The following is a 24,416-nucleotide window of genomic DNA, read 5'->3' on the forward strand; positions in this document are numbered from 1 at the left end:
TAAAGCTCGTAGTATTCATGGATTTCTGAGTGGGATTTACGCATCGTTATGTGCATATCAACTTAATCATCAAAATAAACCAACAATTCAAATTATGGAATCATTGGCTTAAGCGGGATTCGGGTTATATTAATTTGATAAATTAATATAAGAGCAATTGCTTGAAAATTAGGCTTGAACAAAAGTTTGTTCCATGTATTTAATGATTCATCTTCAATGAAAAATTGACTTTAAAACAACAAACAAAAGGATCATGGAATGAAAATGCTGCGTTTAACGGTTTTTGTCAGCAGTGCGCTATTTTTAGCAGCCTGCGGTAATGATAGTAATGACCAACAATTTAGTAATCCTGAAACAAACGCTGATCTCAATCAGATCAAAAATCCAGTGGTAACTACAACTGCCTATAGTCAAGACAATATGCCTGCTGTGAGTGCAGACAGCCGATTGATGACCTATAAAATGCTAGGAGTAGATGGCAAAGTTGTTCAAGCCACAGCCTTAGTCTTTACCCCAAAAACAGTTGCTCCGGCAGGTGGTTGGAAAATTGTGGCTTGGGCACATGGAACGACAGGTGTGGCTGATAAATGCGCTCCGAGCCGACAAGGTTTGCAAGGTACTGAATACTTATTGCAAATGTTATTGGTAAAGGGTTATGTCGTTGTGGCACCCGATTATGAGGGATTAGGTGAACCTAGTGGACGTGAAAACCATCCTTATCTGAATCTAAAAAGTGAAGCCTTTTCGATTACCGATGCCGTTGTCGCTGCTCGAAGTTACTTAACCAGTCAAGGTAAAACGGTGTCGAAGGATTGGCTTTCGATCGGACATTCTCAAGGTGGTCAAGCCGTATTAGGTGCAGCTGAATTCGCATCGCGTGCTGACTTAAATTATAAGGGAACGATTGCCATAGCACCTGCAAATAATCTTGCGCTCATTCTTGACGCAGGCGAGAAGTTAGCTGTAGGTAAACCTGCAACCGTGCAAAGTATGATTTATGCACCTTTAGACAGTTTTACTGCGCAGATTATTGCAGGTATGCAAGGGCATAAAAACAGTGTGGATTATTCAAAAGTATTTAGTGGACATTTGGCTGCGATTGCACCTCAGGCTGAAACAGTGTGTTCAGGCGAGTTAACCAAGTTAATTCAAGATGACATGCTCAGTTATGCGAGTCAGAACACGACTTTGGATAACTATGGACGCACGCACTCTGATTTCTTAACTTTAAAGCCAATCCAAAAATTTATGAGTGAAGGTTCACAGCCTTTAACGACAGCGGTGAAAACGCCGATCATCATTTATCAAGGTAAAGCCGATCAGACCATTCCAGCAGATGCGACTAAATTTATGATTAGCCTTGCTAAGCCGGGAACATCAATTGACTATCGTGAGCAAGCGACAGCAGATCATATTAGTATTTATACCGATAATCTGGCAAATTTTGTGCAAGATGTAGAGACTCTCATGCCAAATCAATAAGTTGATTTGACTTAAATAATGCTCGTGCAGATTCAACATGGGCATTATTTATTTAAAAACAGCACAAACTTCCCTCTCTCATTTCTAAAACTTCATGCTACAATACGCGCCAATCTTAGCACGGCTTAAAAGCCCTAATTTAATAGGACCTCGCTAATGTTTGCCAACACCTCTATTGCTCAATTTGACCCTGAATTAGCTCAAGCGATCTCGAATGAAGATGCTCGCCAAGAAGCGCACATTGAGTTAATCGCTTCAGAAAACTACTGTTCACCTGCAGTAATGGAAGCTCAAGGTTCAAAACTTACTAACAAATATGCAGAAGGCTACCCTGGTAAACGCTACTATGGCGGTTGCGAGTATGTAGACGTGATCGAACAATTGGCCATTGACCGTGCTAAAGAATTGTTTGGTGCAGATTATGCAAACGTTCAACCACACGCTGGTTCACAAGCAAACTCTGCAGTTTACCTTGCGCTACTTAACCCAGGCGATACAGTTTTAGGTATGAGCTTGGCTCACGGTGGTCACTTGACTCACGGTGCTAAAGTTAGCTTCTCTGGTAAAACTTACAACGCAATTCAATACGGTTTGAACCCAGAAACTGGCGAAATCGACTATGAAGAAGTTGAACGTTTAGCTGAAGAACATAAGCCAAAAATGATCGTGGCTGGTTTCTCTGCGTATAGCCAAGTTGTTGATTGGCAACGTTTCCGAGATATCGCGGACAAAGTTGGTGCTTACTTATTCGTAGATATGGCTCACGTAGCTGGTCTTGTTGCTGCTGGTGTTTACCCAAGCCCAGTACAAATTGCTGACGTAACTACAACGACTACACATAAAACACTTCGTGGTCCACGTTCTGGTTTAATTCTTGCGAAAGCAAACGAAGAAATCGAGAAAAAATTACAATCAGCTGTATTCCCTGGTAATCAAGGTGGTCCTTTAGTTCACGCTGTAGCGGCTAAAGCGATCTGCTTCAAAGAAGCAATGGCGCCTGAATATAAAGCTTACCAACAACAAGTTGTTAAGAATGCGCAAGCAATGGCTGAAGTTCTAATCGAACGTGGTTATGATGTTGTTTCTGGCGGTACTAAGAACCATTTGTTCTTATTATCTTTAATTAAACAAGACATTACTGGTAAAGATGCCGATGCTTGGTTAGGTGCTGCTCACATTACTGTGAACAAAAACTCAGTACCAAACGATCCACGTTCTCCATTCGTGACTTCTGGTATCCGTATCGGTACTCCTGCTGTAACAACACGTGGTTTTGGTGAAGCTGAAGTACGTGACCTTGCAGGCTGGATCGCTGACGTTCTAGACAGCAAAGGTGACGAAGCTGTGATTGCTACAGTGAAAGAAAAAGTTGCTGCTGTTTGCGCTAAATTCCCAGTTTACGCAAAATAAGTCTGACTTGAGAAAGCCCCCTCAAGGGGGCTTTTTTTATGTCATCAGAAAAATTCAAAAGTTATCTAAACATTTATATTTCTGATATAACGGAATAAGAGATAACAAAAAATTTGCCCATCGCTATAGATCTGTTGGCAAGGTCGCAAAGGAACTTTATATGAAAAAACCCAATATTATTCTTTCAGAACAAGATTTACATCGCTTAGAAACCATGTTGGAGCATCAGTCTAAGTTGACGCCGACGATGGAGCATTTGGAAGATGAGATGGCGCGCGCTGACGTGGTTGCTCCACAAGATGTCCCTGCCAATGTGGTGAGTATGAATGCCAAAGTTCTCATTAACATTGCACCTGCGACAGAAGCAACCGAAATTACACTGGTCTATCCACATGATTTTCGTGGCGATAAAGGTCAAGTCAATGTTTTGGCTCCAGTGGGCGCTGCCATTTTAGGTTTGGCGGAAGGGCAGGAAATAGAATGGCCGCAGCCTGATGGTCATACCATGAAAGTCAAAATCATTAAAGTGCTCTATCAACCAGAGCGTGAAGGGGATTATTTATAATTCCGCTGCGTTATACAGATAAAATCTACACACAAAGCCATCGATATCGATGGCTTTTTTATTTTTCGATATCGCATTTTTAGATATGAAATGTGCAAATGTTGTTAAGCAGATTTCATTACAACCATAGCAGTTTAACTTGGGAAAACTGTCAAAGAATTGACAGAGTCATGGGCACGAAGTCGGCACACTGTATTTCAACAACACCATCGTTGCTTAATAATTTGAAGAATAAGGTAGAGCCCTATGACACAATTAGAATCGAATCATTACAATCCGGACTATCAATATCAGCATATTGAAGTAAAACCCGTAACCGGTCGTATTGGTGCCGAAATTTCTGGCATTCAGTTGTCTGGAAGTTTAGACAAAAGCGTGGTCGATGAATTTAATCATGCACTATTAAAATATAAAGTTTTATTTGTGCGTGGGCAGCAAGATCTCACCGATTTAGAACAAGAAGCCTTTGCACGACTTTTAGGAAATCCGTTGAATCATCCAAGTGTGCCACTCAAAGATGGTACAGCACATACGTTGTCAATTGACTCACGTGGTGGGCGCGCAGATTCATGGCATACCGATATTACGTTTTTGCCCAATTATCCTAAAGCCACAATTTTAAGAAATGTAGTTGCACCTGAACATGGTGGCGATACAGTTTGGGCCAATACCGTGACGGCTTATGAAGATTTAAGTCCGGAGCTACAAAAGTTGGCGGAACAATTACGCGCGGTGCATAGCAACAGTTATGACTATGCAACACCGAAAGGTCAGTACAATGAAGAAGGTCGCCACTTATTCCGTACAGCGGTAGAAGTAGAAACCGAGCATCCTTTGGTGCGTGTACATCCTGAAACAGGTGAAAAAAGTTTGGTTTTGGGTCACTTCTTTAAACGCTTCAGTGGATATAGTCCGGCACAGTCACGTCGTTTATTTGAACTGTTTCAAGAGCAAATCGTGCAATGGGAAAATGTTGTGCGTTGGCGCTGGGCGGTAGGTGATGTTGCGATTTGGGACAATCGTGCGACGCAGCACCGTGCCATCAATGACTATGGCGATGAGCTACGTATCGCCTCACGTGTCACCATTGAGGGTGATGTACCTGTCGATGTAAATGGTCAGCCGAGTACTGTACTGAAAAATATTCAAAACACCGATATTTCAAACTTGCGTTCAGAAGCAGGCCGTATTTATGAGAAAGCATCTTAAGTATGAGAGCGTCATTTAAAACAGCATAAAAACAGATAAATAATGCGAAAAACAATGGTTTTACATTTTTAAGCACTTGCCTAAGATCAATGAGATCTTAGGCATTTTTTTATAGACGTGAGCGATCAAAAGAACACCGCCCAACAGCATTTGTTGCAAATTTTACGTAATGAAGACATCTTTCAGGGCTTTAGCGATCAGACTTTAGAACAGCTTGTGCAACAGGTGAAATATTCACGGTTTCATGCGCAGCAGCACATCTTAAAACAACAACAAATCGTGCAAGATATTTATATTTTGCTTTCAGGTACGCTACAAATTGGTTGGTTGCAAAATAATGGTGAATTGATTGTCAATGATTATATTCGTCGCCAGTCGGTATTTAATTTTGTCGCACTCTTACAACAAAAGCCTTTGAATTATGATTATTTTGCTGCGACACACGTCGAGGTGGCAATCATTTCTGGAACAAGGTTTTTAGCAGTTTTACAGCGTGATCCGAAGGCGCTTTGGAATGTCGTGCAATCTCTCAGTCGACGCATGTATTTGATGTTTGAGCATAATCGTTATTTGCGAACGGCAACGCTAGAGCAGCGTATTGCTAGACATTTGATTCGACTCTATGAGCAATATGGATGTCGGCAGGAAATTCCTTTGAGACTCAGTCAGCAGGAATTTGCAGAGTCTTTTAATATTTCACGCCAAACGTTGAATAAACATCTGCAGCAATTTGTCCAAACACAAGTAATCGCGTGGAATTATGGACAAATCGTGATATTGGATCTTGAGCGTTTAAGGCAAATGAGTGAACTAGATGAATAACTAGATTTAAAATTTGACGAGAAGCCATGATCGCAAATGGCTTCATTGGACTTGTTTTTAGATTAGTGCTTACTGATTTTATCCAAATATCCCATCATAAAAGCAGAAAAAACAAAGGTTAAATGCATGATGATGTACCACATGATTTTGTCATTAGGGATGTTTTTCGCATCCATAAAAATACGTAATAAATGAATCGAAGAAATTGCCACGATTGATGCTGCAACTTTGAGTTTTAATGAATTGGCATCCATGGTGCCGAGCCAGTTCAAGCGATTGGTCGATTCATTAATTTTTAATTGCGAAACAAAGTTTTCATAGCCTGAAAACATCACCATTACAATCAGTCCGCCCACCATAGTCATATCGACCAAAGAGAGGATGACTAAAATCAGGTCAGCTTCTGAATATTCTAAAATATGCGGAAGGACATGAATGACTTCTTGGAAAAATTTAATCGCGAGCAGTAGCAGTGCAAAGGATAATCCAAAGTACACGGGAGCCAGAATCCAACGTGCTGCATACATTGTGTTATGGAAAAAACGTTCCATTTAAGCCTCTAAATTTATTGATCTAATATTTGGTTCTAAAGTATATGGATTAAATTTTACGATAATTTTGATAATAATTCATGTAGAGTCAGTTGTTTAATTTAAATCTAGATTGAATCTTTGGGTATCTTAAGCTTGAATTCATCTGTTTAGGTCATCATATCCATTCAAATGATGCTGTATGGCTGCTTTGGCGGATCTATAGGCAACGGTTGAATTTGATGGCGAAATTTGACTGATGAAATAGATGTATTTTTTGCAAAATACTACAAGACTTTTATGGCAAAACTTGTAGTATAAAAATGATTTTATTGAGTTTAATTGGCTATGTCACAAATTGATGTATTGGTGCCGTTAAAGGATATTACGGTAGATCGGGCGGAAGTGCTTTCGATTAAGCGGAATGACCTTGTGCCATTACTGACCGATCAATATCGTCTAAATCATTATGCCGATCAATTAATTCAAGCACAGTCGGTGCTGCTAGACGGTGTTGACCCTCAGTTGACGAAACAACTTAGTCAAACCATTGAGCAGCTGATTCAAGCCTTAGCCAATTCAAAAAAATATTTAAAGACACGCAAATTTAATGCCCTGCAAAAATGGTTAGGCATCGATTTGGAATATGGTTCAGGACAAGTTGAATATTATAAAAATCTAGATCAATTACTTGATCGGGCAAATCATCTGAGCCAAAAGTTACAGTTAGAAATTCAAAAGTCTCAAGCACGTTTTAATCAATTGCAGGGTTTACGTGAGCAAATGGCGCGTTATATCGTCGCGGCTGAAGAGTTTTTGGTGGAATACCCACAGTTTGTGAAAAATCAGCATCCGCTTGACAACTTTGCAGAACGTTTATCGAAAAAGGTGAATACCTTGCAAACCTTACAAGCCAGTAATGATATTGCAATTACACAAATGCAGCTTTCTCAGCAGCTTTCTTTTGGATTATTAGATCGATATAAGGAAGCTCAGCAGGTGTTGATTCCAGCATGGCAATATCATGTGAAACAAAGTCGTCAAAGTAACTCGACAAGTTCATTGGAAAAGCTTGATAATAGCCGTGAAAATTTGATTAAAACTTTAAAAAAATCATTAGAGAATTCCTCTAAGTCTTAGAAATATAAGGTGGGTTATGACCGATTTAGATGCCAAAAATTTACCCGTTGAAGTTAGCAAAGAATTGACTGAAGAAAAGTTTCAGCAACTCAATTTGCAGGAAATTGGCTTACAAACTTCCGATTTTCACGAAGTCGAAGCTGCACGTAAGGAATTGGCAGATTTAAGTCATAATAGTGTTGCTGAATATGGTAAAAACATTGCCACCAAGACGTCGACCTATACCGATGAATTATTAAATTTGGTGCAAAATAAAGATCTAGATGCGACAGGTCAAAAGCTCAATCAGGTGGTACAAGTCGCACAGCAGCTAAACACTACGAGCATTTTAAATAAATCTAAAAGCTCAGGATTTTTTGGTGGGTTACTGAGTAAATTTAAAGGTGCCAAGCAAAGTTTTGATCAGCACTTTAATACCACCAAAGAGCAAATTGATGCTTTGGTCAAAGAAATTGAAACTTCGCAAAATGGCTTAAAAGCGCGTGTAAATACCTTAGATAAAATGTTTGAAGGCGTACAAGACGAATATAAACAATTAGGGGTGTATATCGCCGCAGGTAAGTTGAAAGAGCAAGAAATTCAACAGGAAATTGCAAGCTTAACCACTCAAGTTCAAGATCAAACCACTACGCAAAAAATCTATGACCTCAATCATTTGGCAAATAATCTTGAAAAACGTGTGAGTGATTTACAGATCTTGCAACAGTCTGCGATGCAGACCTTGCCGATGATTCGCATTATTCAATCCAACAATTTGATGTTGGTCGATAAGTTTTATGCAATCAAAAACATCACATTACCTGCATGGAAAAACCAAATTAGTTTGGCGATTTCATTGCAAGAACAAAAGAACAGCGTGCAATTGGCAAATAGCATTGATGATGCGACCAATGACCTGTTAAAACGCAATGCAGATTTGTTGCATCAAAATTCTGTCGATACAGCAAAAGCCAATCAGCGTTCAGTGATTGATATCGAAACACTTGAACATGTGCAAAATACCCTCATTAAAACCGTTAATGATGTGATTCAAATTCAGAAAGAAGGTGTACAAAAGCGTGAAGAAGCGACGACACGTATTCGTGCCTTACAAAATAATTTGAATCATTTAGTAATTGAATCGAGTGGTTCAAACCCTTCTTCATAAACGGTGAGGGAGGTGAAAATATAATCTGAAGGAGTATGTCTTTGCCTCCCATTGATGAATATGCGCTAAATCCGCAGCAACTGGAAACAGGGCTTCAAACCATTAAGAAGCGTCAACGCAATTTGACGTTATTGACTTTAACCAGTGTTTCTGTGCTGATCGTTTCGGCTGTGATGCTGTTTATTCAGCATGATATGGTCTATAGCTTTTTTGGCCTAAGTTCTAGCGTACAGCAACTGCATATCCCTGTTAGTGCAGGTGATTTGGCATATCAACTCGGTGAGTCCTCCGACTATTTTTCAAATTTTTTATCCTTTATTGGTTGGTTATTTCTCAAACTTATCGTTTCATTTATTGGCGCATTTTTCTTGGTTGGATTTCTAAAGAAATTTCAATTTTTTAGAATTCGATTCCAATCTTTTGTATTGAAATTTGTCGGCTGGATTTTATCGTTTATCGTGCTTTGGTCAGGCTTAACTTATGTGCAATATGACCTTAATCATGATGACCGTGCAGCAGATCAAAAATTGGTACATTATGAAAAAAATATTCAAGAAAGCCAGCTGGCTTTCGAGATGGAAGATGCACAATTGGCAAAACCCGTGCAAGCCTATTTACTTGCACAAGCTGCTTTGATGCATAAGCCTGTAGATCGTGCGACAGCAATTCCTTTGGTGCAATCCTTAATCAATGCCGAGCAACAAAATCCAGCAAAATTCCGTGAATACGGTTTTCAGCCTGAACAGCTCTGGGCAATGCAAAATCAGCTATTTGATAAAACCATGACACCGATGGCGCAAAGCGTGGAAAAACAAGTTCAGCAAGCCAATGTAGTAGAAGTTGTTGTACGTTGGGTGTTGATCGCCGTGATGGTACTCACGCTGGTTTTGAGCTTAATTTTGTATCTACTATCTCAGCATTTCAAATCACGGATTAATCGAATTGAGCAGGGACTTCATTAACAGGCCTATTTTCTTTTTAGATCATTGCATTGCTCAGAATAAAAATCCCCATCACATTGTATGGGGATTTTTGATCTTGGGTAGATTAACTTGCGCGATGAAACAGTTGTCGAAGTTCCTGTGTAGAAAAAGTCTGATCATTCACTTCGCCATCCACAAGGTAAAAAGGAATGGGGTGCTGTCCCTTTGATTTTACATATTGTGTAATTTCATGCTGACGGTCTGCAATATCTTTATGTTGAATTGAGCGCAGTACTTTTGAGCCATCTAAACCAATGCCTTCAATGATGCTTTTTAAAACCTGAATATCAGCAATATTTTGACCGTGTGCAAATAATGCATGGAATAATAAGGCTTGAGTCAGGGCATATTGATCCAGAATATTGTCCAAGGCCAAAATACCTTGATGAGCCAGTTGACTGTTTGGCATACGTTTCATGTGCTCAATATTGACAATCACATCTTCGCTATAAGCGGCAAACTTTGTCATTTCGAGTTTTCGATTTGCTGCACTTGCGCCATACTTATTGGTTAAATACTACAGCACATCTAAGCCTTGTTCAGGAATTTCAGGAACGCGTTGAATCGGCAATAGCTCTACACGGGTTGCGGTATGTTCATTCCAGTTTTGTTTTAACTTTTGAAATGCGACATAACTCATGGGATAAACAATATCAAAGACAAATTCAATTTTCATTATTCTGCTCACTGTTGATTTTATACTTGTAGATCGATGGCTGATTGATGCAAGGGATTGATTGTGGCTTTATTGATGGAACTCAAAAGCAGTCAAATCACCTGATATTTCATTTGATTTAATGCCGTCTTGCTGAAATGAAACTTAAAGCTTTATAAAGATTTTGTAATTAATCAGGACGTAAGTGGGTCTTGCGCAGGCTTGGTGTGATTTCAATAAAAAAGAAAAAAATGAGGGATTTATCACGATATATATGTACGAAATAAATCATTTTAATGTTAATATAGGCCCATATATTTATGATTTAGAAAGAAATTTAATCATTTGATTTGTAAAACCGATTAATTTTATAAAAACAAACCGTTTCACCTATTTAATGGTTTGTTCTATCATTCTCTCATCAAATAAATTTACTCCTCTGGAGACGTTAGCAATGTTAGATCAAAATACTTCTGCTCAATTAAAAACCTTACTTGAACGCCTTGAAGGCCCGATTGAAATCGTCGCGACTTTAAACGGCACTGACAAATCAGACAAAATTAAAGAATTGGTGACCGAAGTTGCTGCCTTATCTGATTTAGTGACTGCACGTTTTGACGGTAACAACAGCCGTGCGCCAAGCTTTGGTATTGCAAAAGCAGGTGAAACACCACGTGTATTCTTCGCAGGTCTACCGATGGGCCACGAATTCACTTCTTTGATTTTGGCATTGTTACAAACCTCTGGTTATGCACCGAAAGTTTCTGACGAAGTACTGAATACCATTAAAGGTTTAGGTCTTAAAACTGACTTTGATGTGTTCGTATCACTCAGCTGCCATAACTGTCCTGACGTGGTTCAAGCCTTGAACCTAATTGCGATCTATAACCCAGGTACAACTGCAACCATGATTGATGGTGCATTCTTCCAAGACGAAGTCGAAGAACGCAAAATCATGGCTGTACCAATGGTATTCCAAGACGGTGAGCACATTGGTCAAGGTCGTATGACCTTGGAAGAAATCATTGCTAAATTAGACACCAACTCTGCCGCAAAAGATGCTGAAAAGTTAAATGCCAAAGAAGCCTTTGATGTTCTTGTGATTGGTGGCGGCCCTGCGGGGAATACTTCTGCAATCTATGCAGCACGTAAAGGCATTAAAACAGGTATCGTGGCTGAACGCATGGGCGGTCAGGTCATGGATACGATGGACATTGAAAACTTCACGTCGATTCAAAAGACTCAAGGTCCTAAGTTTGCTGCTGAAATGGAAGCACATGTACGTGAGTACGGTGTGGACATTATGAACTTGCAACGTGTATCTGACATCAAAGGTGCTGACCAAACAGCTAATGGCTTAGTTGAAGTGACTTTAGAGAATGGTGCAAAACTTGAATCTAAAACAGTGATTCTTTCAACAGGTGCACGCTGGAGAGAGATGAATGTTCCAGGTGAGCAAGAATACCGTACTCGTGGTGTAGCTTACTGCCCACACTGTGACGGTCCATTGTTCAAAGGCAAACGTGTTGCAGTGATCGGTGGTGGTAACTCTGGCGTTGAAGCAGCGATCGACCTTGCAGGTATTGTTGAACATGTAACGCTTGTTGAGTTTGATACCAAGCTTCGTGCTGACCAAGTGCTTCAAGACAAGTTAAACAGCTTGCCGAATACGACTGTGATCATGAATGCATTGTCTACAGAAGTAGTTGGTGATGGTTCACAAGTGACTGCACTGAACTACAAAGACCGTGCAACAGATGAAATCAAAACGATTGAATTGGCAGGTATCTTTGTACAAATCGGTTTGTTACCAAATACTGATTTCTTAAAAGAAACAGCGGTTGAACTTTCAAACCGTGGTGAGATCGTAATTAACGAGCGTAACGAAACCAATGTGAAAGGTGTATTTGCTGCAGGTGACTGTACAACAGTACCGTACAAACAAATCATCATTGCAACAGGTGAAGGCGCGAAAGCTTCATTGTCTGCTTTTGATTACATCATCCGTTCGGGTCAATAAAAGAAAGGCCAGTGTGTTTCGAGAAACACGCTGGCCGCGCTGAATGTTGTCATTTGAATATTATTTTTCTTAATATTCTCGTTTTACAGGAACTTTGGATGCTAACACCGGAGTTCCTTTTTTTGTCTGCAAAATTAGGATTCAAAAATGTCCCCACACATTTTGAATCCTATTCGTTGCCCAGCTATTTTTGTTTTACAACCTTATTTTTATACTTTCCCCAAGGTTGTTTCTCTATGAAATATAAAGCGGAGTATGCAATTAATATACCAATCACATCACGAATTTAAGATTTAAATAAATTCAAACCTTTAAACTTCTCCATTAACTGCTCATCTGTCTCCATGTATTCAGGATGAGGCACAATGCACTCAATCGGACAAACTGAAACACAAGTTTGGTGCGCATAGAAACCGACGCATTCAGTACAACGTGCGACATCGATTTCATAAATCTTTGAGCCTTCATAAATGGCATCATTGGGACATTCAGGTAGACACATGTCACAATTGATGCATTTGTCTGTAATCAACAAAGCCATAAAGTAAACTCAAGCCTGATAAGCTAAAGTTGAAGCCGAAATATCCACTGTCGAATTGGGTAAGTTACGAATCAGTAAGGCGTATCGCATATCCACATCGGCAGGTACAGGAATATCCACGATATGACCTGAACCTTTGGCATCGTCGATTAGATTACCTTTTTTATCTTTCATTTCAGTTAAAACGAAGGTGATGTTGCCTGAAGTGGTCATCAGTTCTAAAGAATCACCTACAACAAAACGGTTTTTCACTTCGATTTTAAGAGAGTCACCATTGCGTTCTAAGACTTCACCTACAAACTGTTGATGATCAAAACGTGAAGAGCCGGTTTCATAGTTTTGATATTCACTATGTACATGGCGGCGTAGAAAACCTTCGGTATAACCACGGTTCGCAAGACCTTCAAGCTGAGACATGAGAGCAGGGTCAAATGGTTTACCAGAAAGGGCATCATCGATGGCTTTACGATAAATTTGAGCGGTACGCGCACAGTAGAAATAAGACTTGGTACGGCCTTCAATTTTTAAAGAATGAATGCCCATTTTGGTTAAACGGTCAACATGCTGTACAGCACGCAAGTCTTTCGAGTTCATGAAATAAGTGCCATGTTCATCTTCTTCGGCAGCAAACATGTCTTCTTCATTGCGTTGTAATAAAACCGGCTCGCCGAATTGGTGTTGTTCTAGGGCGTGTTGCTCATCGGCATTTTTATTATTGCAGCATGATGATTCTTTAATTTGTGTGACTGGAATAACATCACCAGTTTCATCTTCAACTGCATCGTGAATTTTATAATCCCATCGGCATGCATTGGTACATGCACCTTGGTTTGCATCACGTTTATTCATATAGCCAGAAAGTAAGCAACGACCGGAGTAAGCCATACATAATGCACCATGTACGAAAACTTCAATTTCCATATCAGGTACATTGTGTTTAATTTCTTCAATTTCTTCGATTGATAATTCACGTGACAGAATGACACGTGTCAGTCCCATATTTTTCCAAAATTTAACCGTTGCCCAGTTCACCGCATTGGCTTGGACAGACAAATGAATGGACACTTCTGGAAAATGTTCACGCACCATCATGATTAGACCAGGGTCAGACATGATCAGTGCATCAGGATTCATGGCAACCACAGGTTCAAGGTCACGGATGAAATTTTTCAGTTTTGAGTTATGCGGTTGGATGTTTACCACCACATAAAACTTTTTCCCTAAGGCATGAGCTTCTTCAATGCCAATTTTTAAATTGTCATGGTCGAAAGCATTATTGCGCACACGTAAGCTATATCGCGGCTGACCTGCATACACGGCATCTGCGCCATAAGCAAAAGCGTAGCGCATATTTTTTAAAGAGCCAGCAGGTGAGAGGAGTTCGGTTACGTGTTGAATCGTCATGTCAATAAAGGCATAAAAAATTTATGGCTTTATTGTAGTGATCTAAAAAAAGGATTCAACCAAGTATTTTAGTTGGGTTTTCAAGATATTCCGTTTTCCAAATGTTTTAAAATTTGGCAATCATTAATTTGACTGGTTTCATTACAGCTAGCACGGAGCTTACTTAACTGTATTTTAAAATTTTCTAATTCTTTAATTTTTTCAGAAACTTGACGAATGTGATTGTCAATTAATTCATTCACAGCATGACAGCTTTGCGTAGGGGATTGCTCAAGTTCAAGCAGGGTTTGAATCTCGGTGAGAGAAATATCGAGGTTTCGACAGCGCTTAATAAAAACCAAACGTTTGTACATTTCTTCATCATAATAGCGATAATTGTTGTCTGCGCGGAAGCTAGGTTTCAGCAGTTTTTTCTTTTCATAAAAGCGAATACTGTCAATGCTTACCCCAGATTTGGTGGACAATTCTTTAATCAAATAATGTTTTTGTACGTTCATGCTTGACCTTGGAGTGAGTCCATAGTTTTGAATAAGAGTAATACAAATCCATTGATTTTAAAATTGGAGCACATTTATGGCATGTACATGTAGTCATGAGCCAGCACCAAACAAACCCAACAGTAAATTTCGTATCGCACTTTGGATTGCCTTAATCATTAACGCCATGATGTTTTTGGTGGAGCTGATTGGTGGGGCTTATGCACATTCTTCTGCGCTTTGGGCGGACTCGCTGGATTTCTTTGGTGATGCTGTAAATTATGGGGTTTCATTAGCCGTGCTTGGCGCCAGTTTATATTGGCGTGCAACAGTTGCCTTGGTGAAAGGTTTTGTCATGGCAGCGTTTGGGATCGTTGTGATTGCCAAAGTGCTCTATGCCTATGCCAATGGGATCGCTCCTGAACCAATCACCATGGGTGTGATTGGTATTCTGGCCTTAGTCGCTAATGTCATCTGTGCATACGTCTTATATGCCTTCCGTGAAGGTGACTCCAATATGCAATCCGTTTGGCTATGTAGCCGTAATGATGCGATTGGTAATGTCGCAGTGATCTTGGCTGCAGTCGGGGTGTTTGGTACAGGCAGTCTATGGCCAGATTTGATCGTGGCCGCAATCATGGCGATCTTAGGTTTAACGGGTGGTTATCAGGTGATTCGAAAAGCACTGCAAGAGCGTAAGCAAAAAGATATTCTGAGTACCCCTTGCTCTTAAAATACTTACTCTTAAATCCACCGTTAATGGCATTCATTTTATCCATGTTTTTAACGCAGATGAATAGTCGTTAAATCGCTAGTTGAAATTAAAATAGCAGTCAGTTTTATACGAAATTTTCCTGACTGCTAATTCGATAAATCATCTGAAATCAGACTGTATTTAATAGGGTGCTGAGGTTTTATCTACAGACTCCAATTAAGTTATGCTTTACAATAGCGCGCGAAAATCATGTTTAAAAATTAGGTTTTCTACCTTGAAAGCTTTATGTTTAGGCCCCATTGGTGCATCAGGTAAATTAAATGTCGAAAAAGCAAGACATCATTAACGTTGCGCTCCAACTCTTCAATTCTTATAGCTATAACTCGATTGGTATAGATCGAATTATTGGGGAATCGGGCGTTGCTAAAATGACGTTTTATAAATATTTCCCCTCTAAAGCCAAATTAATTGAAGAATGTCTCGTGATTCGAAATCTTAATTTACAGGAATCACTTGAAGCTGCTATTGCAGAATGTGATCCAGAAGACCATCTTTCGCATATTAAAACCATTTTTGCTTGGTACGATGCTTGGTTTCATACTGCAGATTTCAATGGTTGTATGTTTCAAAAAGCAGTAGAAGAAATATCTAAAGTTTATCCTTCGTCATTACAACCTGCGATCGATTATAAAGATTGGCTCAAATCAAAACTAAGTACTGCCTTACAAAATCTGGGCATTCAGCAAACTGAACAACTAGCTGCATTTCTGAGTAGTATTTTGGATGGCATGACCATCCAAGCCCAAATTGACCCCAACCAAGTGCATTTAGCAGATTATTGGAAGCGAGTTGAAACCTTAATTCGTTTGGAATTGGCTGCTTAAAAATTTGTTTGTAGGCATTTAGGTTTTAAATCTAGCGACGACTTATTTGTATTGATTAACAATCAATTTTTTCACATGACTTAAGATTCTAAGAAAATAAAAAGCGCGATTATTTGGGGTAATCGCGCTTTGCTGACAATTGTGCGTTCAAATCATTCACTTTGTTAGCTTAAGTCAATGATTTGATTTTCGAACGTTTTATACGTTTTCTCTCATTTATATTTTTACCCTCTGAATGCTAAATTCATTCGGTTTTTGCAGCAAAATAGACAGACTTGTCTGTTTTTTTGAATTATAGGGGATCTTAGGTGAATTACAAGACAGGAAAGAAAGGTTTGTGTGTTTTTTAATCTAGCTTAAGTTTAAATTAATCCACTATTTTTAAAGATAATATTAAAAAATTGATCATTAAGCTCGATGTTAATTAGACGATAAAACTATTTTTACAGTTGCGTGCATGACGCTGTTCGTTGGGTGCAAGTACATGGTCTAAGACCATTTGGTGAATATTTTATATGCAAGAAGTAATTAGTGAGTGGGTTCTCCGCTTTTTATTTTTAAGTGAATTTTTGAATCGTGGATTTTACATAACGAAACATCTTCTATGGTTTTAAGCATTAAGTTTATTGATGAATTTGACTAAACTAGCAGCAAAATTATTTCCATGATTACAATTTAGAATTTTTATTATGTTAGGCAAAATATTTGCTGTATTAGAACAATTGGGTCTATCCGCCCAAAAACGTGCCATTCATGTGCAATTTTCCAACCCTGCGTTGAATGAAGAGCTTTTTATTCAACGTATTGATGGGGAGCATATCTTAAACCAAGGCGTACAAGCGACTTTGATTTGCCTATCCACCAATGCACTTATTCCACTAAAACAATTTATTGGCGCACAGGTTGCCGTTGATCAAGTGACCGATCAGGGCGAACTCTTCCGTACCGCCGGTATTATTACCGAAGCCACCCAAGGCCAGAGTGACGGTTCACTCACGCTGTATAAACTCACTTTAGAAGATGCAACATCGCTGTGGCATAAACGCAGGAACAGCCGTGTGTTTATGAACAAATCTGTTCGCGATGTCAGTGAAACTCTCTTTAAAGAATGGCAAAGCAAAAGTCCGCTTTTTGCTGCCAGTCTAACGCTAGATCTAAGCGGTTTAGGCCAAAACTATGACGTTCGACCTTTCATCATGCAGTCGAATGAAAGCGATTATGACTTTTTAACCCGACTTTGGCGCAGTGAAGGCATTAATTGGCTCATCGATGAAGCACAGTTGAAAGTGCCGCATTCCTCAGCGCCAATTGAAAAACAAAAACTCCGCCTGATTGATGACAATAGCCAATATCAAGCACTCAGCCGTCGTAGTATCCGCTTTCATCGCTCTAGTGCCACAGAAAAACAAGACAGCATCACCAGCTTGATCGGTGAACGTAGCATTCAACCGACTGCGGTCCATGTACAGCGCTGGCAAGCCGATGGACTGAGCCAAGAAGAAGGCGCAGGCTCAGTTCAAAGCAAACATCAGCATAGCCAAAGCCAAGACAATGCCAGTTTAAGTTTGGAACAAGCATGGCATATCAGCCCTGCATGGATGCAAGATTTAAAAGGTGAAGATCAAGCTACGGCTTCATCTAACAGCCAGATTGAAAAACTGAATCAAAACCTAACGCGCTATCACGAGCTACAATCGAAAAAATTCAATGCGCAATCGACTGTGCGTGATACACAAGTGGGTTATTGGTTTGAATTGAATGAACACCCAGAAATCGATCAACACAGTGGTGCAGACAAGCAATTCCTGATCACAGAAAAGAAATTCTATAACCAAAATAACTTACCCAAAGACCTCACCGAACAAGTCAATCAACTGATTGAGCAGAGCCAGTGGAACATTAAACCGATCCATGAACAGGCCGAGCGTCAGGCTAATCAGCTCACATTACAACGCCGCAATATTTCGACCGTTCCTGCATATAATCCACTCGAACACCGTCCAAGCACCCATCCGCAACGCGCTAAAGTTGTCGGGCCAAGTGGTGAAGAAATACATGTCGATGAATGGGGACGAATCAAAGTTCGTTTCTTATTTACCCGTGGAGATGACCACAGCCATGATGGCGGTGCAGGCAGCAATGACAATGACACAGATTCTGCATGGGTCGATGTGCTTACACCATGGGCAGGTGAAGGTTATGGCGCACGCTTCTTGCCACGCATTAATGAAATCGTGGTCATCGATTTCTTTGACGGCAACATCGACCGACCATTTGTGGTGGGGCGTATACATGAGGCACAGCGCAGTCCGACCCAATTTGATGGTAAAGGCAAACTGCCAAACACCAAAAAACTAGCTGGAATAAAAAGTAAGGAAGTCCAAGGGGAAGGCTTTGGACAACTGCGCTTTGATGACACGACTGGACAAATATCAACACAATTACAAAGTACCCATGGTGCCACTCAGCTTAACCTCGGTAACCTTAGTCATCCCAAAGAAACCGCAGAAAGTGCAGGGCGAGGTGAAGGCTTTGAACTGAGAACCGACCAATGGGGCGCAGTACGTGCAGGACAGGGGCTACTTGTCAGCACACACCCACAACAACAAGCAGCGGCAATGCACCTCGACGCACAAGCGGCGAAAGAACAAATCGAAGCCAACTTAAACAGCAGTAAAGCCTTAAGTGAAGTGGCGAAAAATCAACAAACTGACCCACTTGAAGTCTTGGATAATTTAAAAAACTTCCTTCGGCAAATCGAAAAAGGCAGTAAAGAAAAGGCGGATGCCTTTAAACAAGCCTTAATGATTTTATCTGCACCAAACTCAATTGCTGTAAGTAGTCAGGAAGATGTTCATCTTTCAGCAGATGGACAGATCAGCCAAAGTGCAGGGGATAGCATCAACCTCAGCAGTCAAAAATCCTTAATTGCCCATGCACAAAGCAAGATCAGTCTATTTGCAGCACAAGAAGGCTTACGAGCTTATGCAGGCAAAGGCAAAGTTGAAATCCAAGCCCAAGGAGATGGGGCAGATCTGATTGCCCGAAAAGGTATTCAAATTATTTCCACGGAAGATGTAGTTTATATCACCAGTCCTAAAGAAATAATCCTGACTGGAGGCGGATCACAGCTCAAGATTAATGGTTCTGGCATATTCCCTACCACGGGTGGAAAGTTTGAGGTTAAGGCCGGGCAGCATTTATTTACAGGTGGAAGTACGGCTCAACCAAAAAATATTACTTTACCATTATTAGGTGAAATGCAAAATTGGATGGAATTGAACTACCATTATGATGATTTATCACCAGTTAAAGGGGCTCCTTTTAAAGTCTTTTTTGAAGATGGAAGTTACAGAGAAGGTACTTTAGATGATAAAGGGTACGCTAAATTAGAAAATGTACCTAAAGGAAAATCTGAAATTTATTATGGGGAAGATCCGTCAGAGTTTAAAAAAGACATTCCCGATGACCTAGATGCAGAAATTGAAGATACAGACACTATTGACGATGATATTTGGTCACTATTAGATGAAGAAGCATATCAAAAACTTACAAATAACTTACAGAATGGAGCGAAATAATGGGCTCTGTCGCTAAATATAAACGTTCTGTAGATTCTGTTCCCGGTGGATGGCTACAAAGTTTAAAAAAAGACACTATGACTTTCTTTAAAGGTGAAAGTACTGGTGGTTGGGCAATTTTAGCGGAGACGGTAATTGGGTGTGTACCTGTTTTAGGTCAATTGGTAGACGCGAGAGATATTATTAAAGCGATTATCATTTTATCTGCAAATCCAGCTAGCCCTGCTGGATGGTTTGATCTTATTACAGCATTAATTGGCTTAGTTCCAGGTGGTGGGGATGCTGTCAAAATGTCATTAAAAAGTGTCAAAAAAGGCGCTTTACCAATGGATAGTATTTTAGATGGTATCCGAAAACTAGGGAAAGGTGATCCTGAGCAATTGATACGTAAGTGTCTAGATCTAAATGCATTACAAAAAAATTTGGATAAGATACTGACAAACCCTAAAGTATTAAATCAGCTAAGCCCTGAAGCTCGTAAAAATGTTGATCAGATTCGAAAAAATTTAGGTAAACAATTACAAGAATTTAAAAAGGAAGTTGATGGCTGGCTAATAAAAAGTAGAAAAACTTCAGCAGATGCAAATAAAAATTCTAAGAACCAAACAAATAAGCCAAATTCTCCAGCAAATGGTGGACAAAAAGCAAACAATACAAATCAGGGCAAATCTAACAGTACCAATAATTCGTCAATAGGCCAAACAGCTATAACTAATTTATCTAATAAATTTAAAGGTATTCTAGGTGAGCATATGGCAGATTACTATTGCCAAGAAATTAAAGGCTGGGGAACTTCAACACATGATAAGATAGGAACGAAAAACTCTCATAAATTGAATGATAATGGGGAAATGGTAAATCTATTTTCTATTAAAAGTAGAGGGCGTGGTATAGATGGAGTTTGGAAGAAAAATAATAATGACGCAAAACCATATGCAATTATTGAGGCTAAATGTAGCCAAAATCCTGCTGCTTCACTTAGAGATTTATTAGGTGATGCTAATGATAAAAATGGTATTGATAAATCAATACCTCAACAACAACAAAGATCTGGCAGAACTTCTAGAAACCGTACTAACACTAGTTCAACTAATCGTAATCTAACTTTAGGTGGCGAAAAATATAGAGATTCTAGTGGAAAAGTAGTTCAAATGAGCCATCATTGGATAACAAATCGTCTTGTTAAATCAGTAGGAATTAAGCTAGCTCCAATAATATTGAAAAAAAGAAGATATGAAAGATATGTTATTTTTTTTAGTGGATTGCAGGTAGTAGAACATGCTGTTGCATTAATTAAATTCTTATCTAAACAAACAGTAACTGATAAAGAACATTCTATTCATACAGCTACAAAGGTTTGGACTGATAAAGACATTAGTATCGTTGTTAATAATAAATAATTGGAAATTTATTTATGATGGAATTTAAGTTTAATCGTAGACAACAATTTTTAGATGAAAGTTACTATCAATCTACAAGGAGTGAGCTTGTCAGCGCCATAGAAAGTTTTTTAAGTGAATCAAATGATGATGATGATATCGAAGCAGGATGGATAGACTCTTATTCGATAGCGTCTAGATATCAGTTTGATTTGCTTATTTTGGACTATACTGCTGGTAAACCGATTGAGTATTTACGCTTAGAATTTGATAAAGTAATTGAATTATTCAAGGAACTCTCTATAAAACAAAGAGCCTATTATAAAAATAATAATTTTAGTGTTTTTGACATCGAAATTTTAGATGACTATTGTGTATATATATGGATTATCAGCCTTTGTTATTTATTAAAAAGAACTGATTTACTACCGTTGGTAGCTAACCTTGTTGATGGAGAGGATCAAGAAAATGGAGGGAAAGATTGGATTGTAGAGGAATTTTTGGCTTTTAATGACGATAACCGTTTTGATTGTTCAGATGTCCTTTTTTCAAATCCTTATTTTGAGTTATCCAATGCATTTGTGACCCAAGATAATAAAGTTTCATTCAAGCATTTAAACAAATTTTTAAAAAAATGGTATAAAGATTTATCTGGAGCTCCATGGCATGATACCCATAAATCAGAGGGTGGATATTATGGATATTGGGCTTTTGAAGCAGCTTGTGCTGTTATTCTATTAGAAATAGAAAATGATAAAGAATTTCATGAATACCTCTATTATCCTAAAGACTTAATAGAGTTCTATCGTACATTTAAACCTAGTAGTGCTGAAATTGACCTCCTAACTAAATATCAAAAAGTATCAATTCAAGCAGGTAAAAAATGTCCTCAATCAGGTTATTGGTTCAGTGTAGCCAAGGAAAACACTCGTAAATACTTTAAACAAGGGGAAATATTCCCTGATTTTGAAAGTGATTGGGGGGATGTATATTGGCAGTTTGACGGTGAAGAATAAGTGAAAATATGCCCTTCGGGGCAGTTTTTGGGCATAAAATGGATTTAGTTAATATAAAAAGACAACAATTTCTTACACCTCAAATGTATGAAACATTAAAGGCGGAAACTCTGAACACTATTGAAACTTTTAAAGTAAATCCTACAGGTGTTGGTGATTCAATAGAAGAAAGATGGGTATACTCTTATGCTATCGTAGCAGAGGACTATTTAAATCTGCTTATATTGGAATATACAGCTGGCAATAGTTTACCTTTTATTAGAAGCCAAATTGAAATAGTTATTGACTATTATGAGCAATATGGAAGTAAATTAAGAAGTTATCATAAAAATATAAACTTACCAGTTTTTGAATTATTTACTATTGATGGCTATTGTCCATGTATTTGGTTAATCAGTTTGTGTTATTTACTCCACCGAAAGGATTTGCTACCTAGAGTTGCGAAATTAATTGACGGAGAAATGAGAGAAAATGTTGCTCAAGATTGGCTAATTGAAGAGTATTTATCTTTTTCAGATGAAAATAGATATGATTGTTCAACAGTATTAGTACCAAAACCTTACTTATTATTATGTGAAGCCTTTTCAAATCAAGATAATGAAATTTCTTTAGCTTTTGTCCGTAAGTTTTTAAAGAATTGGTACAAAGATTTATCAGGTGCGCCTTGGCATGATACTCATAAATCAGAAGGTGGCTATTATGGATACTGGGCTTTTGAAGCAGCGTGCGCTGTTATTCTGTTAGAGATAGAGAATGATACTGTCTTACATGAATACTTATATTACCCTAAAGATTTGGTTGAATTTTATCACAAATTCAAGCTCAAAACTTCAGTAATAAATTTTCAATTAAAGCTGGGGAAAAATGTCCTCAACAGGGTTATTGGTTTACAGTTGCTAAAGTGAACTCACGTCAATACTTTAACTTGGGAGATGTTTTTCCTGATTTTGAAAGTGATTGGGGCGATGTGTATTGGCAGTTTGATGGTGAAGAGTAATTTATGCCTTCGGGACTTGATAATATTGGATCTCTAAAAAAAGAAGTATTAATTAAAAGAATATTTTATGAGCACAGCACAAGTTTATTTAAATGATGAGGAAATAGAAGAATTAGTTCGAGATATTCCTCTTGATACATCAATAATTTATGGGGAAGAAAAAAAAGAGTTCGGAGTTTGCCCTTATATTACATTTTATATTGATCAAAAAAAAACAAATGCGCAAGAATTTTTGATAAAAGTAATTGATATTTATGAGAAATTTGAATTCGAAATAATTGATAAGCCATTTCATTTAAGATTTCGATGTGATACTGAAGTTTGGAAAAAGGCAATTTCATGGATTAGAAGTCGTGAAGAAATATCAGCTGAAATGGCAAAAATTTATAAAAAATATTTCATTTACTATTTAGGTGCAACATCTGCACAATCTCAAGATCAAAGTCCACGTTGGGCTTTAAGTGCAAAGATTAGAGACTCTAGTGAGCGCTATTCTAGTCTAAAATTAACTTTTGGTGATCAATGGTATAGATCCAATAAAGATATTTGGTACTCATTTGTTCAAAAATGTCTAGAAATGCTTAACCCAATTCAAGCATATAGTGGATATGAAATTGGAAACACAAGTCAATTTGCATTTGTTTCTCCTGAATTTGAAACAGTTGAACGGACTTTCACGGATTATTTTTACGGGCTCGATATTGATCATCCTGGTATGGAGTTTTCTCATGAAAATATGTTTATTGCAGAAGATCGGGATGGTTTAGGTGGCGGTATTCGTACCCCAACATGGTGCTTTTTACTTTCTCCCTACTGGCTAGAGAAACTAGGCTTGAGTGAAGAACAAATTCGTGAAAAACTGGATGATCCACGAATTGAAATTACTAAAATTATAGACCTAGAAGATTCAACAAAATACAGCTTATGGATACGTTTGGGAGAGCTTTCACTTTATCCAGTTGAAGAAGGTGTTCCTGATTTATTGGTGATGGCAAATGAACTAATTAAACCGATACGTTGTGATAACTTAAAACTGACCACTTTAGATGCGTGGTCAGATGATCCAAATCCACGTTTTGATGCCGTAAGTTCAAAGCAATGGATTGCACGATTTGATGAAGACAGCACTTGGCCTGAATTAAAACGAGTGAAAGTTGAAGTTCAAGAACCAGAAAGAATAGATATTGTTATTGCCGGTAGCCCATGTCCTCACGCAGGATATTGGTATACTTTTGCTAAAGAAAACTCACGTCAATATTTTAAACAAGGTGATATATTCCCTGATTTTGAAAGTGATTGGGGTGATGTGTACTGGCAGTTTGATGATGAAGAATAGATCTCTTTCATAAATCAAAAAACGATCTTCTTTTTGGTTAATATTTGCACTCCGGATTTCTTAGCATTCGTGCATAATCTGCGGATGAAATACATCGATTCAAACAAGCTTTCTGATCCTCAGT

At 38.6% G+C, this 24,416-nt stretch carries 22 protein-coding genes and 1 pseudogene; 17 read left to right on the plus strand and 6 right to left on the minus strand.

From position 1 onward, the window contains the following. The 6 genes and pseudogenes from FTU79_RS15195 to FTU79_RS15220 all read left to right on the plus strand — a co-directional run. Positions 1-112, plus strand: a pseudogene (locus tag FTU79_RS15195) (IS982 family transposase); the annotation flags it as partial. A gap of 146 nt (positions 113-258) precedes the next feature. Next, positions 259-1,482, plus strand: coding sequence for a lipase family protein (locus FTU79_RS15200; protein WP_180051198.1), 1,224 nt, complete (start codon positions 259-261; stop codon positions 1,480-1,482). Between the two features lie 156 nt (positions 1,483-1,638). Beyond that, entirely contained in the window at positions 1,639-2,892 is a 1,254-nt protein-coding gene (gene glyA, locus FTU79_RS15205; protein WP_180035998.1) for a serine hydroxymethyltransferase, read from the plus strand. Between the two features lie 160 nt (positions 2,893-3,052). Continuing rightward, positions 3,053-3,457: a nucleoside diphosphate kinase regulator gene (rnk, locus tag FTU79_RS15210; protein ID WP_180051201.1), complete on the plus strand. Its 405-nt coding sequence runs from the start codon at positions 3,053-3,055 to the stop codon at positions 3,455-3,457. A 246-nt stretch (positions 3,458-3,703) separates the two neighbouring features. After that, positions 3,704-4,666, plus strand: a complete 963-nt coding sequence (locus FTU79_RS15215) for a TauD/TfdA family dioxygenase (protein ID WP_180051204.1) — start codon at positions 3,704-3,706, stop codon at positions 4,664-4,666. A gap of 117 nt (positions 4,667-4,783) precedes the next feature. Then, entirely contained in the window at positions 4,784-5,488 is a 705-nt protein-coding gene (locus FTU79_RS15220) for a Crp/Fnr family transcriptional regulator (RefSeq protein ID WP_180051207.1), read from the plus strand. A 62-nt stretch (positions 5,489-5,550) separates the two neighbouring features. Here the strand turns inward: FTU79_RS15220 and FTU79_RS15225 are convergent, their stop codons facing one another. Then, positions 5,551-6,039, minus strand: a complete 489-nt coding sequence (locus tag FTU79_RS15225; RefSeq protein WP_078189122.1) for a TIGR00645 family protein — start codon at positions 6,037-6,039, stop codon at positions 5,551-5,553. Between the two features lie 327 nt (positions 6,040-6,366). Here FTU79_RS15225 and FTU79_RS15230 point away from each other — a divergent pair, with 327 nt between their 5' ends. From FTU79_RS15230 to FTU79_RS15240, 3 genes are read left to right on the plus strand one after another with little or no spacing between them, the layout of a single operon-like run. Continuing rightward, on the plus strand, positions 6,367-7,158 hold the full coding sequence (locus tag FTU79_RS15230; RefSeq protein WP_180051210.1) for a tellurium resistance protein: 792 nt from the start codon (positions 6,367-6,369) through the stop codon (positions 7,156-7,158). 16 nt (positions 7,159-7,174) lie between these two features. Continuing rightward, on the plus strand, positions 7,175-8,305 hold the full coding sequence (locus FTU79_RS15235; RefSeq protein WP_111885756.1) for a toxic anion resistance protein: 1,131 nt from the start codon (positions 7,175-7,177) through the stop codon (positions 8,303-8,305). Positions 8,306-8,346: 41 nt separating this feature from the next. Further along, a complete protein-coding gene (locus FTU79_RS15240) occupies positions 8,347-9,267 on the plus strand; it encodes a hypothetical protein (RefSeq protein ID WP_180009481.1) in 921 nt (306 codons plus the stop codon). 85 nt (positions 9,268-9,352) lie between these two features. Here FTU79_RS15240 and FTU79_RS15245 read toward each other — a convergent pair whose 3' ends face one another. Beyond that, entirely contained in the window at positions 9,353-9,757 is a 405-nt protein-coding gene (locus FTU79_RS15245; protein ID WP_257222706.1) for a DsbA family protein, read from the minus strand. A 48-nt stretch (positions 9,758-9,805) separates the two neighbouring features. After that, the gene (locus tag FTU79_RS16630) at positions 9,806-9,964 is read right to left on the minus strand and encodes a hypothetical protein (RefSeq protein WP_257222656.1); all 159 of its coding nucleotides are present in this window, start codon (positions 9,962-9,964) and stop codon (positions 9,806-9,808) included. A gap of 433 nt (positions 9,965-10,397) precedes the next feature. On the opposite strand from FTU79_RS16630, the gene ahpF reads away from it, so the two are divergent. Continuing rightward, positions 10,398-11,963, plus strand: coding sequence for an alkyl hydroperoxide reductase subunit F (gene ahpF / locus FTU79_RS15250; RefSeq protein WP_180009476.1), 1,566 nt, complete (start codon positions 10,398-10,400; stop codon positions 11,961-11,963). 286 nt (positions 11,964-12,249) lie between these two features. On the opposite strand, the gene FTU79_RS15255 is transcribed toward ahpF, so the two are convergent. The 3 genes from FTU79_RS15255 to FTU79_RS15265 all read right to left on the minus strand — a co-directional run bounded on the left by FTU79_RS15255 (position 12,250) and on the right by FTU79_RS15265 (position 14,405). Further along, the gene (locus tag FTU79_RS15255) at positions 12,250-12,504 is read right to left on the minus strand and encodes a YfhL family 4Fe-4S dicluster ferredoxin (protein ID WP_168379317.1); all 255 of its coding nucleotides are present in this window, start codon (positions 12,502-12,504) and stop codon (positions 12,250-12,252) included. Between the two features lie 9 nt (positions 12,505-12,513). Beyond that, positions 12,514-13,908, minus strand: coding sequence for a tRNA 5-hydroxyuridine modification protein YegQ (gene yegQ, locus FTU79_RS15260; protein ID WP_180010889.1), 1,395 nt, complete (start codon positions 13,906-13,908; stop codon positions 12,514-12,516). 80 nt (positions 13,909-13,988) lie between these two features. Continuing rightward, on the minus strand, positions 13,989-14,405 hold the full coding sequence (locus FTU79_RS15265; RefSeq protein ID WP_168379319.1) for a Cd(II)/Pb(II)-responsive transcriptional regulator: 417 nt from the start codon (positions 14,403-14,405) through the stop codon (positions 13,989-13,991). Between the two features lie 76 nt (positions 14,406-14,481). On the opposite strand from FTU79_RS15265, the gene FTU79_RS15270 reads away from it, so the two are divergent. The 7 genes from FTU79_RS15270 (at position 14,482) to FTU79_RS15300 (ending at position 24,292) form a co-directional block, all read left to right on the plus strand. Next, the gene (locus FTU79_RS15270) at positions 14,482-15,117 is read left to right on the plus strand and encodes a cation transporter (protein WP_180009473.1); all 636 of its coding nucleotides are present in this window, start codon (positions 14,482-14,484) and stop codon (positions 15,115-15,117) included. Between the two features lie 302 nt (positions 15,118-15,419). Further along, positions 15,420-15,983, plus strand: a complete 564-nt coding sequence (locus tag FTU79_RS15275; RefSeq protein ID WP_168379321.1) for a TetR/AcrR family transcriptional regulator — start codon at positions 15,420-15,422, stop codon at positions 15,981-15,983. A gap of 689 nt (positions 15,984-16,672) precedes the next feature. Next, positions 16,673-19,564, plus strand: a complete 2,892-nt coding sequence (locus FTU79_RS15280) for a type VI secretion system Vgr family protein (protein ID WP_180009472.1) — start codon at positions 16,673-16,675, stop codon at positions 19,562-19,564. Next, the gene (locus tag FTU79_RS15285) at positions 19,564-20,964 is read left to right on the plus strand and encodes a hypothetical protein (RefSeq protein ID WP_180009471.1); all 1,401 of its coding nucleotides are present in this window, start codon (positions 19,564-19,566) and stop codon (positions 20,962-20,964) included. The genes FTU79_RS15280 and FTU79_RS15285 overlap by 1 nt, the downstream gene beginning before the upstream one ends. Before the next feature lie 14 nt (positions 20,965-20,978). Further along, positions 20,979-21,959: a PoNe immunity protein domain-containing protein gene (locus tag FTU79_RS15290; RefSeq protein WP_180010882.1), complete on the plus strand. Its 981-nt coding sequence runs from the start codon at positions 20,979-20,981 to the stop codon at positions 21,957-21,959. 38 nt (positions 21,960-21,997) lie between these two features. Next, entirely contained in the window at positions 21,998-22,864 is an 867-nt protein-coding gene (locus tag FTU79_RS15295; RefSeq protein ID WP_306669888.1) for a PoNe immunity protein domain-containing protein, read from the plus strand. A gap of 159 nt (positions 22,865-23,023) precedes the next feature. Then, positions 23,024-24,292 (plus strand): type VI immunity family protein, encoded by a 1,269-nt coding sequence (locus FTU79_RS15300; RefSeq protein WP_180051213.1) that lies wholly within the window; start codon positions 23,024-23,026, stop codon positions 24,290-24,292. Positions 24,293-24,416 lie beyond the last annotated feature (124 nt).

The organism is Acinetobacter sp. YH12144, from assembly GCF_013418345.1.
Taxonomy (GTDB): domain Bacteria; phylum Pseudomonadota; class Gammaproteobacteria; order Pseudomonadales; family Moraxellaceae; genus Acinetobacter; species Acinetobacter amyesii.

Coding starts and splice junctions, on each gene's coding strand:
- FTU79_RS15270 (WP_180009473.1), top strand. CDS start 14,482: ATGGCATGTACATGTAGTCATGAGCCAGCACCAAACAAACCCAACAGT.
- rnk (WP_180051201.1), top strand. CDS start 3,053: ATGAAAAAACCCAATATTATTCTTTCAGAACAAGATTTACATCGCTTA.
- FTU79_RS15215 (WP_180051204.1), top strand. CDS start 3,704: ATGACACAATTAGAATCGAATCATTACAATCCGGACTATCAATATCAG.
- FTU79_RS15255 (WP_168379317.1), bottom strand. CDS start 12,504: ATGGCTTTGTTGATTACAGACAAATGCATCAATTGTGACATGTGTCTA.
- FTU79_RS16630 (WP_257222656.1), bottom strand. CDS start 9,964: ATGAAAATTGAATTTGTCTTTGATATTGTTTATCCCATGAGTTATGTC.
- ahpF (WP_180009476.1), top strand. CDS start 10,398: ATGTTAGATCAAAATACTTCTGCTCAATTAAAAACCTTACTTGAACGC.
- FTU79_RS15295 (WP_306669888.1), top strand. CDS start 21,998: ATGGATTTAGTTAATATAAAAAGACAACAATTTCTTACACCTCAAATG.
- FTU79_RS15280 (WP_180009472.1), top strand. CDS start 16,673: ATGTTAGGCAAAATATTTGCTGTATTAGAACAATTGGGTCTATCCGCC.
- FTU79_RS15300 (WP_180051213.1), top strand. CDS start 23,024: ATGAGCACAGCACAAGTTTATTTAAATGATGAGGAAATAGAAGAATTA.
- FTU79_RS15235 (WP_111885756.1), top strand. CDS start 7,175: ATGACCGATTTAGATGCCAAAAATTTACCCGTTGAAGTTAGCAAAGAA.
- FTU79_RS15290 (WP_180010882.1), top strand. CDS start 20,979: ATGATGGAATTTAAGTTTAATCGTAGACAACAATTTTTAGATGAAAGT.
- FTU79_RS15200 (WP_180051198.1), top strand. CDS start 259: ATGAAAATGCTGCGTTTAACGGTTTTTGTCAGCAGTGCGCTATTTTTA.
- yegQ (WP_180010889.1), bottom strand. CDS start 13,908: ATGACGATTCAACACGTAACCGAACTCCTCTCACCTGCTGGCTCTTTA.
- glyA (WP_180035998.1), top strand. CDS start 1,639: ATGTTTGCCAACACCTCTATTGCTCAATTTGACCCTGAATTAGCTCAA.
- FTU79_RS15245 (WP_257222706.1), bottom strand. CDS start 9,757: ATGACAAAGTTTGCCGCTTATAGCGAAGATGTGATTGTCAATATTGAG.
- FTU79_RS15285 (WP_180009471.1), top strand. CDS start 19,564: ATGGGCTCTGTCGCTAAATATAAACGTTCTGTAGATTCTGTTCCCGGT.
- FTU79_RS15230 (WP_180051210.1), top strand. CDS start 6,367: ATGTCACAAATTGATGTATTGGTGCCGTTAAAGGATATTACGGTAGAT.
- FTU79_RS15225 (WP_078189122.1), bottom strand. CDS start 6,039: ATGGAACGTTTTTTCCATAACACAATGTATGCAGCACGTTGGATTCTG.
- FTU79_RS15275 (WP_168379321.1), top strand. CDS start 15,420: ATGTCGAAAAAGCAAGACATCATTAACGTTGCGCTCCAACTCTTCAAT.
- FTU79_RS15265 (WP_168379319.1), bottom strand. CDS start 14,405: ATGAACGTACAAAAACATTATTTGATTAAAGAATTGTCCACCAAATCT.